At 70.7% G+C, this 14,257-nt stretch carries 14 protein-coding genes; 11 read left to right on the forward strand and 3 right to left on the reverse strand.

Annotated features, from left to right (window positions below; translation table 11 throughout):
* Window positions 1-5: 5 nt before the first annotated feature.
* The 4 genes from KGD87_RS21390 to KGD87_RS21405 all read left to right on the forward strand — a co-directional run bounded on the left by KGD87_RS21390 (window position 6) and on the right by KGD87_RS21405 (window position 3,150).
* Entirely contained in the window at window positions 6-1,004 is a 999-nt protein-coding gene (locus KGD87_RS21390; protein WP_284662199.1) for an aldo/keto reductase family protein, read from the forward strand.
* Window positions 1,005-1,169: 165 nt separating this feature from the next.
* A complete protein-coding gene (locus tag KGD87_RS21395) occupies window positions 1,170-1,892 on the forward strand; it encodes a MotA/TolQ/ExbB proton channel family protein (protein WP_176417999.1) in 723 nt (240 codons plus the stop codon).
* 3 nt (window positions 1,893-1,895) lie between these two features.
* Window positions 1,896-2,330, forward strand: coding sequence for an ExbD/TolR family protein (locus KGD87_RS21400; protein WP_284662201.1), 435 nt, complete (start codon window positions 1,896-1,898; stop codon window positions 2,328-2,330).
* Window positions 2,331-2,346: 16 nt separating this feature from the next.
* Complete coding sequence (locus KGD87_RS21405; RefSeq protein WP_284662203.1) at window positions 2,347-3,150, forward strand: energy transducer TonB; 804 nt, start codon at window positions 2,347-2,349, stop codon at window positions 3,148-3,150.
* 10 nt (window positions 3,151-3,160) lie between these two features.
* Here KGD87_RS21405 and KGD87_RS21410 read toward each other — a convergent pair whose 3' ends face one another.
* Window positions 3,161-3,652, reverse strand: a complete 492-nt coding sequence (locus KGD87_RS21410; RefSeq protein ID WP_284662205.1) for a MarR family winged helix-turn-helix transcriptional regulator — start codon at window positions 3,650-3,652, stop codon at window positions 3,161-3,163.
* 184 nt (window positions 3,653-3,836) lie between these two features.
* On the opposite strand from KGD87_RS21410, the gene KGD87_RS21415 reads away from it, so the two are divergent.
* Entirely contained in the window at window positions 3,837-5,240 is a 1,404-nt protein-coding gene (locus tag KGD87_RS21415; protein ID WP_284662207.1) for a TolC family protein, read from the forward strand.
* 121 nt (window positions 5,241-5,361) lie between these two features.
* Complete coding sequence (locus tag KGD87_RS21420) at window positions 5,362-5,571, forward strand: hypothetical protein (protein ID WP_284662209.1); 210 nt, start codon at window positions 5,362-5,364, stop codon at window positions 5,569-5,571.
* Window positions 5,572-5,596: 25 nt separating this feature from the next.
* Here the strand turns inward: KGD87_RS21420 and KGD87_RS21425 are convergent, their stop codons facing one another.
* The gene (locus KGD87_RS21425) at window positions 5,597-6,646 is read right to left on the reverse strand and encodes a Rieske 2Fe-2S domain-containing protein (protein WP_284662210.1); all 1,050 of its coding nucleotides are present in this window, start codon (window positions 6,644-6,646) and stop codon (window positions 5,597-5,599) included.
* Here KGD87_RS21425 and KGD87_RS21430 point away from each other — a divergent pair.
* Entirely contained in the window at window positions 6,624-7,679 is a 1,056-nt protein-coding gene (locus KGD87_RS21430) for a DUF547 domain-containing protein (protein ID WP_350099391.1), read from the forward strand. The two genes, KGD87_RS21425 and KGD87_RS21430, sit on opposite strands and share 23 nt — an antisense overlap.
* On the opposite strand, the gene KGD87_RS21435 is transcribed toward KGD87_RS21430, so the two are convergent.
* The gene (locus KGD87_RS21435) at window positions 7,635-10,460 is read right to left on the reverse strand and encodes a cation-translocating P-type ATPase (RefSeq protein ID WP_284662214.1); all 2,826 of its coding nucleotides are present in this window, start codon (window positions 10,458-10,460) and stop codon (window positions 7,635-7,637) included. The two genes, KGD87_RS21430 and KGD87_RS21435, sit on opposite strands and share 45 nt — an antisense overlap.
* A gap of 292 nt (window positions 10,461-10,752) precedes the next feature.
* Between KGD87_RS21435 and KGD87_RS21440 the strand changes: the two genes are divergently transcribed.
* From KGD87_RS21440 to KGD87_RS21455, 4 genes are all read left to right on the forward strand, one after another.
* Window positions 10,753-11,922, forward strand: coding sequence for a HEAT repeat domain-containing protein (locus tag KGD87_RS21440; protein WP_284662215.1), 1,170 nt, complete (start codon window positions 10,753-10,755; stop codon window positions 11,920-11,922).
* On the forward strand, window positions 11,922-12,908 hold the full coding sequence (locus KGD87_RS21445) for a HEAT repeat domain-containing protein (protein WP_284662217.1): 987 nt from the start codon (window positions 11,922-11,924) through the stop codon (window positions 12,906-12,908). The genes KGD87_RS21440 and KGD87_RS21445 overlap by 1 nt, the downstream gene beginning before the upstream one ends.
* Before the next feature lie 50 nt (window positions 12,909-12,958).
* Window positions 12,959-13,507, forward strand: coding sequence for a M23 family metallopeptidase (locus KGD87_RS21450; protein ID WP_284662219.1), 549 nt, complete (start codon window positions 12,959-12,961; stop codon window positions 13,505-13,507).
* A 209-nt stretch (window positions 13,508-13,716) separates the two neighbouring features.
* A complete protein-coding gene (locus tag KGD87_RS21455; protein WP_284662220.1) occupies window positions 13,717-14,256 on the forward strand; it encodes a VOC family protein in 540 nt (179 codons plus the stop codon).
* The last annotated feature ends 1 nt before the right edge of the window (window position 14,257 follow it).

Genomic DNA, 14,257 nt, shown 5'->3' on the forward strand with positions numbered 1-14,257 from the left:
GCACCATGCACTTCCGCAAGCTCGGCCGCAGCGGCCTCGTCGTCAGTGAGATTTCCTACGGCAACTGGATTACCCACGGCTCCCAGGTGGAGGAGGAGGCCGCGCTCGCCTGCGTGCGCGCGGCGCTGGACGTGGGCATCACCACCTTCGACACCGCGGACGTGTACGCGGCGACCCGCGCAGAGGAAGTGCTCGGCCGCGCCCTGAAGGGCCAGCGCCGCGCCGGCTACGAGCTCTTCACCAAGGTGTACTGGCCCACCGGCCCCGGGAAGAATGACCGCGGCCTGTCGCGCAAGCACATCCTGGAGAGCATCGACGGCTCGCTGCGCCGGCTGCAGACGGACTACGTGGACCTGTACCAGGCCCACCGCTTCGACGTGGAGACGCCGCTGGAGGAGACGATGCTCGCGTTCGCCGACATCGTCCGCCAGGGCAAGGCGCTGTACATCGGCGTCTCCGAGTGGACGGCCGACCAGATTCGCCAGGGCGCCGCGCTGGCCCGCGAGCTTCGCGTCCCCTTCATCTCCAACCAGCCGCAGTACTCCATGCTCTACCGCGTCATCGAGCCGCAGGTCATCCCGGCCTCCGACGAAGCGGGCCTGGGGCAGATTGTCTGGTCGCCCATCGCCCAGGGCGTCCTCACCGGCAAGTACCTGCCCGGCCAGGCGCCCCCCGTGGGCAGCCGCGCCACGGAGGCCAACGCCGTCCGCTACGGCATCACCCGCTTCATGACGGACGACGTGCTCACCCGCGTGCAGCAGCTCGTCCCGCTGGCGAAGGACGCCGGCCTCACCATGGCCCAGCTCGCCGTGGCCTGGGTGCTCCAGAATCCCAGCGTCTCCTCCGCCATCGTCGGCGCCTCCCGGCCGGAGCAGGTGCACGACAACGTGAAGGCCGCGGGCGTGAAGCTGGAGCCGGAGCTGCTGCGCCGGATTGACGCGGTGCTGGGCCCCGCCATTGAACGGAATCCCGCCCTGACCGACGTCCCCGCCCAGCGCCCCTGAGCCGTCCCACCCGGGCGGGCGCCTGAGCGTCCGCTTCCGGGAGGGCGACACCCCACCCGAGCCGTTCCATTTGACTTTCCGCGCCAAGGGAACAAGACATGGGCCCGCAAGTTGGCAACCGGGTTGCGAGTACCCCGTGACCCACCTTTACCCAGGCTTCCCTCCATGACGCCCTTCCTCTCCCTGGCCCAGACGAGTCACACCGAGCTTGGCTGGCTCAGCAGCAAACTGCTCGGCGTGACGCTCACCTCCGCCGAGTGGGTGCTCTGGGTGCTCGTCATCCTCTCCGTGCTCTCCATCGCCATCATGCTGGAGCGCACGGTGTACTTCGCCCGCCACCGGCTGCCGGACTCGGAGGCCCTGGCGGTGCGGCTGGCCCGCGGCGAGTACGACGTGGCCCGCAAGGCCATTGAAGGCAAGACGGGCATGGAGGCCGCCATCATCCGTGAGGCCCTGGCCTCCGCCGACCAGGGCGCGGACACGGTGGAGCAGGTGATTGCCTCCACCCTGTCGCGCGAGCGCCCCCAGTATGAGCGCTTCCTGTCGTACCTGGGCACGCTGGGCAACAACGCGCCTTTCATCGGGCTGTTCGGCACGGTGCTGGGCATCATCAAGGCCTTCAATGACCTGGGGAAGATGAACGCGCAGGGCGGCGGCGGGGCCATGCAGCAGACCGTCATGGCGGGCATCTCCGAAGCGCTCGTCGCCACGGCCGTGGGGCTGGCGGTGGCGATTCCGGCGGTGGTGGCCTTCAACGTCTTCAACCGCCAGCTCAAGACGCTCACCAGCCGCACCAATGCCCTGGGCTACGCCCTGGTGGGCAGCATGCGCGCCGAGCGCCCCGCGGCCAGCACGGCCACTGCGGCTCGCGCCGCGGAGGCCCGCTAGGCCATGGCGGGCGGCGCGCAGGACAACGACGACGAAATCACCGGCATCAACGTCACCCCGCTGGTGGACGTGGTGCTGGTGCTGCTCATCATCTTCATGGTGACGGCCAACTTCATCGTCCGGGAGACGGTGGAGGTGGACCTGCCCCGCGCCGCCAACGGCGGTGAGACGGTGCAGGGCCTGGTCAACGTGGTCCTGGACAAGGAGGGCAAGCTCTTCTTCGACGGCGCCGAGCTGACCGAGCAGGACCTGGAGAAGCGCGTCCAGGAAGCGGTGGCCAAGGACAAGGACACGCGCGCCATCATCAGCGCCGACCAGTCGATACCCTACGGCCGCGTCATGCGCCTCATCGACGTGGTGAAGGGTCAGGGCATCGCGAAGTTCGCGCTCAACATCGAGAAGGACGTGGCCCCCGCGGCCGCGCCCGCGGCACCCTGAGGCAAGGCGTCACTTCATGAGTCAGGCGGTCCTCGACAACGCTCCGACGCCCCGACGCGACCGCTCGCTGGCCGTGGTGGGCGTCTTCCTGCTCGTGTCGCTGGGGCTTCACGTCGGCGGCTTCTGGGCACTGGGAGAAGGCGCCGCGCGCACCCTCCCCGCCGCCAAACGCCCCGTGGAGATGGTGATGGTGGAGGTGGTGAAGCCGCCCCCGCCTCCGCCGGAAGAACCGAAGCCGGAGGAGCCGCCCAAGCCGCCGCCGCCCAAGCCCAAGGTGGTGAAGCCGCCGCCGGTGAAGGTGGCCGAGGCCCCCAAGCCGCTGCCGCCGCCGCCCGTGGACGCGCCGCCGCCGCCCAACGACACGCCGCCGCCGGAGCCGCAGGCCAAGCCGCCGCCGCTCGTGGTGGGCATGACGATGTCCTCCACCACCAGCGCGGGCTCGTTCGCCGCGCCCGTGGGCAACACCGCCTACGGCAGGACGGGCCCCACCGCGAAGGACCCCAAGGACGTGAAGGGGTACAGCGCGCCGAAGTACGCGCCCATCTACCAGGTGGACTCCGAGCCCACGGTGGCCTCCGAGGTGAAGATTCCCTATCCGGAGGAGGCGCGCCGCGCGGGCGTGGAGGGCACCGTGACGCTCTCCATCACCATCAGCCACGAGGGCACGGTGACGGCGGTGAAGATTCTCAAGGGCCCCGGCTATGGCCTCAACGAGGCGGCGCGGGACGCCATCCGCCGCTTCCGCTTCAAGCCCGCAATCAAAGGCGGCGAGCCCGTCTCCACGGAGATGAAGTACTCGTACACCTTCCTGCTGGACTGACGCGGGGCGCCTACTGCGCGCCCAGCGCGCGGCGCATGATGTCGCGCAGCGCGCACAGGTCCTCCTCCGGCAGGCCGCAGATGGCGTCCGGCGGCTCGAAGATGCGCTCCAGCAGCCGCTCGCGCAGCGCCGCGCCGTCGTCCGTCAGCACCAGCATCTTCACCCGCCGGTCCTGTTCGGAGCTGCGGCGCACCACCAGTCCGCGCGCCTCCATCCGGTCCACCAGCCCCGTCACGTTGGACGCGTCGCACGACAGGTAGGCGGCCAACGTGCTCATGGCCAGCGGCCCTTCCCCCAGCTGCCGCAACACGTGCGCCTGCACCGGCGACAAGTCGAACTCCGCCGCCAGGGCGGGGAAGTTGCGCATGTGCGTGTGCATCAGCTCGAAGAGGAGGGTCCACGCCTGGCGTGGCAAGTCACCCTCAGGTCCGGCTTGCCCAGGCCCACTCCCCGGCTTCGTCTTCCGCTCCAGTTGCTCGCCGCTCCCGTTCATACTCCTCATGTTATGTCACCTGAACCACCTAAACAATTGACTTCATCAACTATTGAGAGCTACTACATTCCGGAGCTTCCAAATTCGGACGTCATGGACTATGGCTGCCGACCCGAGGCTCGAACCCGTAGAAAGTCCATCCCGGACGCAGTGGCCCCCGTCGGCGCGGGCCCTTGAGGAGGTAGAGGCGGTCATGAGTTCATTCCTGGCGCTGTCCCTGGCTGCCACCCTGGCCGCGGCACCGCCGCCTACGCTGACCCTGGAGGACGCGCTCAACCGCGCCCGCAAGGAAAACCTGGACCTCAAGGCCGCACAGGCCCGCCTCGCGCAGGCGGACACCGCGTCGCGCAAGGCCTGGGCCGGCTACCTGCCCAACGTGACTGTCAACGGCGCCATCGTCCGCAACTCCGTCGAAGCGGTGATTCCGGCGGGTCCGCTCGCGCCCGTGGACATCGTCATCCAGCCGCGGGTGCAGTTGCAGGCCCAGGGCCAGGTGCGGCAGGCCCTCATCGCCCCGCAGCTGTGGGCCGGCATCCAGGCCGCCTACAAGGCGGAGCGCGTGGCGGAGCTCAACGTGGAGCAGGCGCGGCGCGAAATCTTCTTCGGCGTGGCGCAGGCGTACTACGGCACCGTGGCGCAGGCGCAGGCCGTGGCGGTCCAGGAGCGGCTGGTGGAGCTCAACGGCGCGCGCGCCAAGGACACGCAGGTCCGCTTCGACGCGGGCACGGTGACGCGCGTGGCGCTGCTGCGCGCCGAGCAGGACCTGGCCCGCGCCGAGCAGGACCTCATCCGCGCGCGCAACGCGGAGGCGTCCGCCAAGCTGGTGCTGGCCACCCTGCTGGCGCTGGACGACCCGAACTTCAACGTGGCGCCGCCGCCGGAGCCCCAGGTGCCGGAGAAGACGGACACCGGCGTGCTCGTCGAGCGCTCGCTCGAGCAGCGCGCGGACGTCGCCGCGGCGCGTGAGTCCGTGGAGCTCGCGCAAATCAACAAGCGCGGCGTGTGGCTCAGCTACCTGCCCAACGTGCAGATCTCCGGCACCTACAACATCAGCAACGCGGCGGGCCTCGTGGGCTCCAACCGCATCTGGTTCATCACCCTGGGCGCCAGCTGGACGTTGTGGGACGGCGGCCTGCGTGAGGCCAACCTGCAGGAGGCCTCGGCCATCATCGCGGAGAACCGGGCCCTGCAGCGCAAGGCGGAGCTCACCGCGCGCCAGGAAGTGAACACCGCGCAGCTCGACCTGGAGAGCGCTCTGGCCAACCGCTTCAAGGCCTCGCAGGCCGTGGAACTGGCGCGCGAGTCCCAGCGCCTCACCGAGGTCTCCTTCAAGGAAGGCGTGGCCACGTACCTGGAGGTCGCGGACGCGAACACCGCGCTGACGCAGGCGGAGATTGGCCTGGTGAGTGAGCGGCTGCAGGCCTCGCTCGCCGGCCTGCGCCTGCTGCGCGCGGTGGGCGTGTTCGGCGCCCGTCCCCTGACGGCGGACCTGAAGGTGGAGGACTCGGAGGCGCCGTTCCTCCAGCCGCTGCCGGAGCAGACGCAGCCGACGCAGCCCCCGCAGGAAGGGCCGGCGGACGCCCCCCGGCAGCAGTAACCCCGCGGCGCGGCGTCCCGGCGCCCGCCAGGAAGGCGGGCGCCGAGCGCCGGTTGTGAGCGGCCGTCGCCGGCCCCACCCTCGTGGAGAGAGGCATCACACCCTTTCCGAGGAGGACGTCATGGCGGAAGGACAGTGGGGCAACTGCAGGGGCTGCCGTTACTTCGCCAACCAGAACCCCCAGAGCGCCGGCGAGACGCACCGCTGCATGCAGCCGGAGCTGGCCGAGTTCGAGCTGGAGCTGTCCGGAGAGAGCGGCTGCAACGCCTACGAGGCGCGCACCGGCGTGGCCGCTCCGGCGTACGAAGCGCCCTCCCCTTCGCTACACTGAAGCGCGGGGCGCGCCTTTCGGGCCCTCAGCGGCCCGGGGCCTCGCGTGTGAGCGGCACCACGGCCCCCGTCATCTTCGGGCCGGCGCCGTAGTAGATGCGCTCCAGGAGGCGCCGCTGGTGCACCAGCGGCGCGTCGAAGCGGTCCAACCGCATGCCCTTGTGGCTGTACGGCGTGTCCGCCACGGTGGTGATGAAGCGCGCGTCGTCGCGCACCTCCCACCAGGTGAGCGCCATGGCCGCCCGCGCCGCCACCGGGAGCAGCGGGCGCAGCAGCGGCTGCTCGGTGCGCAGGAATGAGAAGACGTGCAGGCGCGTGGTGCGCGCCGTCTCCGGCACGAAGAAGATGTTCGCCCGGGTGATGAAGGGGCGCGGCGAGCCGTCCGGCGCCACCCAGCAAATGGTGTACTGGCTGCGCACCGGGTCGAAGCGCGTCACCCAGTCGTTCTGGAAGAGGTCGCCGTCCCGCACGCCCAGCACCGCCATGATGGGCGCGGGCCGCTGCGGGGCGCGGTAGTGCACCTCCGTGCGGTCCTCCAGGTTGCGCGCCTCGAACTCCACCCGGCCCGCGTTCGGGTCGTCCCACCCCAGCCGGGTGTGGACGTAGGGCGTGTGCTCGTCCTCGCTGAAGTTGTCGAGCGACACGTGCAGCGGCGCCGCGAAGTGCGTGGAGAACGCGCCGCCAAAGACGTAGCCCTCATCGCCCATGTCGGGCATGGCCGAAAGCGGCGTGTCCCGCTCGGCCAGCCAGAGGTAGCCGTAGCGCTCCACCACCTGGAAGCTCCGCGCGTCACAGTGGCGCAGCTCCGGCTGGCTGGGGTTGCTGCCGCGCCCCTGCGCGTCGAAGCGCCAGCCGTGGTACGGACACTGGAGCCGTCCGTCCGCGCGCACCGTCCCCTTGGACAGCGGCGCGAAGCGATGAGGGCAGGCATCCGCGAGCGCCGCGGGCTGCCCCGCGCCATCCCGGAAGAGCGCGTAGGCGCGGCCCGCCACCTCCACGCGGACCGGCCGGGTGCCCAGCGCGCGGGCCGAGAGCACCGGATGGAAGTGACGGATGACCTTGGGGGTAGGCTCCATGAGGGCCCAGTATAAGTCGACGACTATCCCGGTTTGGAATGGACTCCGAGTTACGCGGGGTGAACTGGAGGGCCGGGCAGCCCCCTTCCCCCTGGGTTATGCTTTCGCCCCCGTGGCCACCCCTTCCGCACCTCGACGCCGTCCCCACGTCTTCGCCGTGCTGCTCGCCGTGGCCGCGCTGCTGGGCGCGGGAGGCGCGCTCCACGTGCAGGGCCTGCTGCCCGCGCGAGTGCCCTCCCCGGCCGCCCCGTTCAGCTACCAGGACTACGAAAAGGTGCTGCGGCACGTGCGCTCCGACGGGGACGTGGACTTCGCCTCGGTGGGGCGCGAGCGGAAGACGCTGGACGGCTTCGTCGAATCGCTGGCGTCGTTCTCTCCCCACAACCGCCCGGACGTCTTCCCCACGCCGGAGGACGCGCTGGCCTACTGGCTCAACGCCTACAACGCGCTCGTGCTCCAGCAGGTGGTGGACGGCTACCCGTACCTCGAAACCGTGCAGCAGCCCTGGCTGGGGCGCTTCTTCTGGGGCCGCTCCTGGCCGGTGGGGGGTGAGCGGCTGACGCTGTGGGCGCTGAAGAACCGCGTGCTGCGCCGTGAGTTCGTCGACCCGCGCATCCACCTGGCGCTCTTCCAGGCCGCGCGCGGCGGCCCCCGGCTGGACGGCTCGCACTTCCAGCCGGAGTTCCTGGACTCGCAGCTCAACGAGGCCGGGCGCCGCTTCGTGGGAGACCGGCGCAACGTGCGGCTGGAGCGGGACACCGTCTACCTGACGTCGCTCTTCGAGGAGTACCGCGAGGACTTCCTCGCCGCGCTGCCCGAAGGGCGCGGCGGCAACGTGCTCCAGTTCGTCTGGGCCTTCCTGCCGGACACCTGCGAGGAGCGGCCCGGCTGCGACACCCGCAGTGACTTGGACCGCGCCTGCGGCCCCCGGCTGGACCAGTGCCACATCGCCTTCATGGCCCAGGACTGGACGCTGCCGGACGCCGCCTCACGCGGGCGCACGCTCGCGCAGCCGCGGGGCGCCGCGCCCTGACGAAGCGTCCGTGTCCTCCTTGCGCTGCCGCAGCCACTTCTCCAGCCCCACCACCGGCAGCACCACCGCGCCCACCAGGATGGACAGCCCCACGTCCTCCCAGCCCAGGGGCGCGGTGCCGAACACGCGCTGCATGAAGGGCAGGTACATGAAGGCCACCTGGAGCAGCACCAGCAGGCCCATGCCCACGAACACGGCGCGGTTGCTGAAGAGGCCCACCTTGCGCACCGGGCCCATGAGGCTGCGGCACATGAACAGGTAGAATATCTGGAAGCTGATGACGGTGTTCACCGCCATCGTCTGGGCCTCGGCCAGCGCGTGGGCCTGCCCGGTGCGAGGAATGTCCCGGCGGAACTCCCACAGGAAGAGGCCGATGGCGCCCGCGGCCATCAGCAGCGCTACCAGCCCGGTGCGCATCAGCACGAAGCGGCTGAGCACCGGCGCCCCGGGGGCCCTGGGCGCCCTGCGCATGACGTCCGGCTCCCGGGCCTCGAAGGCCAGCGGCAGCGCCAGCGACACCGTGGCCACCAGGTTTATCCAGAGCAGCTGCGTGGGCAGCATGGCCATCAGCGGCACCAGCCGTCCCTCCACCTCCTGGATGGGGAAGAAGGACACGCCGAACAGCAGGATGAGCGCCAGCCCCAGGTTGGTGGGCAGCACGAAGGCCAGCGACTTGATGAGGTTGTCATAGACGCGCCGCCCCTCCTCCACCGCCGCGACGATGGAGGCGAAGTTGTCATCCGTCAGCACGATGTCCGCCGCGTCCTTCGCCACCGCCGTGCCGGTGACGCCCATGGCAACGCCGATGTTGGCCTGCTTGAGCGCGGGCGCGTCATTGACGCCGTCTCCCGTCATGGCCACCACGTGCTGCCGGCGCTGGAGCGCGCGCACCAGCCGCAGCTTGTGCTCGGGCGCCACCCGCGCGAAGACGTTGGAGCGCAAGGCCACCTCCTCCAGCGCCGTGTCCTCCGTGGCGGCCAGCCGCGCGCCGGGGATGCCCTCCTCGTCCGGCTTCAGCAGCCCCAGCTGCGCGCCAATGGCCGCCGCCGTGGCGGGGTGGTCACCGGTAATCATCTTCACCGTGATTCCCGCCTCGTGGCAGGCGCGCACCGCGGCCATGGCCTCCTCGCGTGGCGGGTCAATCATCCCCTCCAGGCCGAGCAGCCGCAGGCCGCCCTCGACGTCCTCCATGCGCAACGCGGCGTGTGACACCGGCACCTCCCGGGAGGCCACCGCGAGCACCCGCATGCCCTGCCGCGCCAGGCCCTCCACTTCCGTCAGCACCGTGCTGGAGGAGAAGCCCTCCTCCAGGACGCAGCGGCGCAGGACGACCTCCGGCGCGCCCTTGAGCAGCATGCGGCGGCCGCCCTTCCCGTCGTCGTGCAGGGTGGCCATGAACTGGTTCTCCGACTCGAAGGGGATGGCGTCCACGCGCGGGTGCGCCCGCCGCGCGTCGTCCACGCGCACCCCCGCCTTCTCCGCCGCCACCAGCAGCGCGGCCTCGGTGGGGTCGCCCGTCATGTCCCACTGTCCGTCGCGGTGCTGGAGCGCGGAGTCGTTGCACAGCGCGCCCGCCAGCAGCAGCTCGCGGACGTCCGGTGGAGGCGCCTCCACCGGCTGGCCCTCCCGCGTCAGCCTCCCCTTGGGGGAGTAGCCCACGCCGCTGAGCGCGTAGCGGCCGTGGGTCGTCCACAGGGCCTGCACCGTCATCTCATTGCGGGTGAGCGTGCCTGTCTTGTCCGTGCAGATGACGGTGGTGCTGCCCAGCGTCTCCACCGCGGGCAGCTTGCGGATGACGGCGCGCCGGGCGGCCATGCGCTGCACGCCGATGGCCAGGGCGATGGTGACGATGGCGGGCAGCCCTTCCGGAATCGCGGCGACGGCCAGCGCAATCGCCACCACGACGGCCTCGCTCACCGCGTAGCCGCGCACCAGCCCCACCGCCAGCAGCGCGGCGGAGATGACCAGGATGCCCAGGGTGATGTACCTGGCGATGACGGCCAGCGCCTGGGTGAGCGGCGTCTGGAGGTCGGTGGCCTCATGGAGCAGCGTGGAAATGCGGCCCAGCTCGGTGGCCTGCCCGGTGGCCACCACCACCGCGGTGGCGGAGCCGGACGTCACCAGGGTGCCGCCGAAGAGCAGGCTGGTCCGGTCTCCCAGCTCCACGTCCTCCGGTACGGGGGCCACGGCCTTCTGCGCGGGCACGGACTCGCCCGTGAGCGCGGCCTCCTCCACCGTGAGGTTGCGCGCGGTGAGCAGCCGCATGTCCGCGGGCACCTTGTCCCCCGGTGCCAGCTCCATGACGTCCCCCGGCACGCCCTGCGCGGCGGGGACCCGCAGCTTGCGGCCCGCGCGAATCACCGTGGCGTTCTCCGGCACCATGCGGCTGAGCGACTCAATGGCCTTCCCCGCGCGGTACTCCTGCACGAAGCCGATGAGGGTGTTGAGCACCACCACCGCGGCCACCACCAGCCCGTCCGTCACCTTCCCCATGATGACGGCCAGCACCGCGGAGGCGATGAGCACCCAGATGAAGGGGCTGTTCACCTGCCGCCACAGCAGCTTCAGCGGGCCGTCCCCCTGGGTGCGCTCCAGCACGTTGGGCCCATGGCGTGACAGGCGCTGGCGCGCTTCCTCGTCCGTCAGCCCTTCCGCCGTGCTCTCGAGCGACGACAGCACCTGGTCCGGCGGCAGCGCATGCCACGGAGGCTTCGTGCCGGCAGGCGGCCTGGCGGGCGCTGGTGCATCCGGTCGTTCAGGTGCGGCGGGCGGGTCTCTCATCCGGTGGCTCCTTCCCACTCAATGTGGCAACGGTCGCGCGCATCTCCACCTGGGCAGGGGGCGGGTGGCCATCACACTGCGACGGACAATGGGTCCAGGAGGCGCGGTTGTCGTTGCGGCGAAGACACGCGCCAATGACTCCCATTCGAACCGTGCGTGCCGTGGACATTTCCGCCCCCTCTGAAGCGATGACGCGGCGCACAGGCTGAGTTCCGCGGGTTCCCATTGCCAAGGACCTCAAATTCAAAGTATTCAAGAATTCGCAGTATTCACCGAGTCAGCCCCCCACCTGATGACTTCCAGAAACCTTCGTTGGACCGTGGCCGCGGGCGTCTTGCTGGTCGCGGCGGCCGTGGCGTTGCTGTGGCCACGGACTGTCCCCTCTCTCCCTGGCGAGCCCGGAGCAGCCGAGCCCACCGGCTCCGCGGCCTCCGGTCCTCGCGGCACGTCCGGCGCTGGCGTCCCAGGCGCATCGCCCACGGAGCCCGAGCCCGCGGTGGAGCAGATCCCCATGCCCGGGTGCTGGGACGGCCTGCACGCCTTCGACGCCGCGGTGTCCATGGACTCGTTCCGGCAGGCGCTGGCGACGGCCATCGGCAACGGCGACCGGTACCTGGCGGCGTACCTCCAGGAGCGGCTGACGGAGCTGGTGGGCAACGACGCGGCCCGCGCGCTCCAGGTGCTGGAGTGGGCCAAGGGCGCCAGCGGGCCGGAGCTGGGCATCTACATGGACGCGCTGAAGGCCGCGCCCGCGGTGCACGCGCCGCAGGTGGCGCAGAACCTGCTGAAGCTGGGCGAGGACCCCGGCGCGCCCCTGCAGACGCGCTCCGCCGCGCTGGACGCGCTGGAGACGCAGCGGAAGCTGGCGCCGGGAGACATCCAGCGGCTCAAGAAGCTGGCGCTGGATGAGACGCTGGACTCCACCGCGTGGGTGGCCACGCGCACGCTGGGCCGGGTGATGAAGGAGGACTTCGAGCGCACCGGCAACTACGCGCCCTACTGGAAGGAGCTGCTGGACATCAGCGGTTCATCCGACGACATGGCGGTGCGGCTGCTCGCGCTGGAGATGCCGTCGTATTCGAACCCCCTCATCGGCTCGGAGTCCTTCGACTCGCTCAAGCGCATCCTCTCCAGCGACCGCGAGCGGGACGTGCGGGAGATGGCGGCCTTCCGGCTGGGCGTCACCAGCGAGCCGGACCAGGCGATGGAAATCCTCAGCGCCGCCTTCCAGGCCGAGCACGACCTCTGCGTGCGCTGGGCCATCTTCCGCTTCACCGTGCGCGCGGGCGGCGAGAAGGCGCTGCCGCTGCTGGAGCAGTTCGCCGCGAAGGACCCGCGCTTCACGCAGGACTACCTGGAGTTCAAAGCCCTCTACGCGTCGGGCACGGTGGACTTCGCCCGCATCTGGCTGGGCAAGCGCGAGCACCACAACTGCCTGGTCGAAGAAGGAGCGCCGCACTGATGTCACCCCTGTCGATGAAGCGAATGGGGCGCGCGGCGCTCCTGGTGGCCCTGTCGTCCCTGCTGCCCGTGACGGCGCGCGCCGAGCTGACGCTCCACCCCGCGCAATGCACGGTACAGGGCATGCTGGACGACGTGCGCGTGGCGATGAAGAACGGTTCCCCCGCGCTGAAGCGCTACGTGAAGATGCGGCTGAAGGAAGCCGCGCTCGCCATGCCCGCGGAGTCCCTGCTGGCGGCGCTGCAAGGTGAGCGGGACCCGGAGGTGCTGGAGGCCCTGGGCGCGGCGCTGGCCACCAAGGCGAGCAACGCGGAGAACCCAGGCCTCATCCAGCCGCTGCTCGCCCGGGCCACCGGGGACTCGGACCCGGCGCTGCGCGCGGCGGCGGTGCGGGGCCTGCGCGGCGTGCCCTCCGTCGAGTTCATGGAGAAGAACGGCGGCGTGGTGACCTACGAGCAGCTGGTGCGCGACGCGTCCCCCGAGGTGCGCGCGGCGGTGGCGGACAACATCGTCTCCGAGAGCGCGGACGTCTACAGCGGCCATGACCGCCGGGTGTCGGAAGCGGCGGTGTCGGTGGCGACGGCGTCCGAGGACCCGGCGGTGGCGGCGAAGCTGCTGCGCGAGGTCTCCATGGAGGCCGTGGGCCACGAGGCGGTGGAGCAGGTGACGCGCCAGCTGCGCTCGGACAGCCCGGAGCTGCGCGCGGCGGCGGCCACGGCGCTGGGCGGCGTGCCCGGCGGCGAGTCCGCGGGTGCGCGCGGCTCGCTGGTGGACCTGTTCCGCGAAGACAAGGACCCGGCGGTGCGCAAGGCGGCGCTCCAGGGGATTGCCCGGCTGGGGCAGGCCCACGCGGTGCCCGTGCTGGAGTCCCTGCGCGGCGTGGACCGCGCCATGGACGCGGAGATTGACGCCTGGGTGTCCGTCCTGAAGCTCAACCTCCAGGAGTGGGAACTGGTGCTGCGTGAGAAGCAGCGCCGCCGGAGGTGACCCCTGCTTCACCGCAGTACGCAGCGCAACACCAACGAGGGAGTCTCTTGATGAAGACGATGAAGCTGACCATGGCGGGCCTGGTGCTCGCCGCAGCGGGCTGGGCCACCTCCGTCACGGCCGCGACGGCAGTGGGTCCCATCTGTGACACCGCCGCGCGCGTGGGGTCCACGACGTACTACTCTTGCTCGGGCGGCAGCCACAACGCGCTCGACATGAGCAACGGCACCTGCAGCGTGTGGAACCACCGCGGGATGATCAACGTCAGCCGCCGCTACACCTACTACGGCGGCTGTGCGAACAACTGCAGCGGCGGCACGAGCTGCAACGGCGGCGCGGGCAACTACTACGTCGTCACGGGTGGCAGCGGCTGGGACTTCCGCCAGCTCCACCTGAACTCCAACGTGTCGTCGGGGACCAAGACGTGCGACCGCTGCGCGCTAGGGCTCGTGGGCTCCACGGGTAACTCCACGGGCGCGCACGTCCACGCGGACAACCGTCAGTACGGCACGCGCAAGACGGCCTGGTACGCCAACGTCGGCACCACCTGCGGCTCCAGCGCGTACTGCAGCAACCGCGTCGGCACGCCCACGCTGTAGTCACTCCGCGACCTGTTTCACCCACACCCCGCCCCGTCCCGGTGCCGCGAAGCACTGGGGCGGGGCTTCTCGTGTCGGGGCATGGCCCGCCCATGAATGAACACCCGCCCACCCCGAGGGGCACCACACATTGACGGAACACGCCACGTGGCCGCACCGTGGAGGGCCCAGCAGTCTGGCGTTCCATCTCGTTCAGGAGCGTGCGCGACATGCCTTCGGCCTCTCCCGGAGTACGCGGCATCGACCATGTCGGCGTGACGGTGCCTGACCTCGAAGCGGCGACGGCCTTCTTCATCGAAGCCCTTGGCGCCGAGGTCCTCTACGACAGCCTGGAGAGAGGACAGCCGCCCCAGGAAGGCGCGGACCTGCAACGACGCCTGCGCTTCCTCCGGGGCTCCAGCATCCGCGCGATGCGGCTGCTCCGCCTGGGCAACGGCCCCAGCCTCGAGCTGTTCGAATACACAGCCCCCGAGCAGCGCCCACCCGCGCGCCCCAATGACCTGGGCATCCAGCACCTGGCCGTCTACGTGGATGACATGGACGCGGCGCTGGCGCGCTTCCAGGCGGCGGGGGGCGAGGTCTTCTCCAGCCCCCACGAACTACCAGCCCTGGAGAAAGGCCCCGGCAACGCCTTCTGCTACGCCCGGTCCCCCTGGGGCACCCTCATCGAGTTCATCAGCTACCCGTCGCCCCAACCCTACGAACAACAAACCGCGCTGCGGCGCTGGAAGCCACCGGAGCGCGGCTGAA

The organism is Myxococcus sp. SDU36, assembly GCF_030168875.1.
GTDB lineage: Bacteria > Myxococcota > Myxococcia > Myxococcales > Myxococcaceae > Myxococcus > Myxococcus vastator.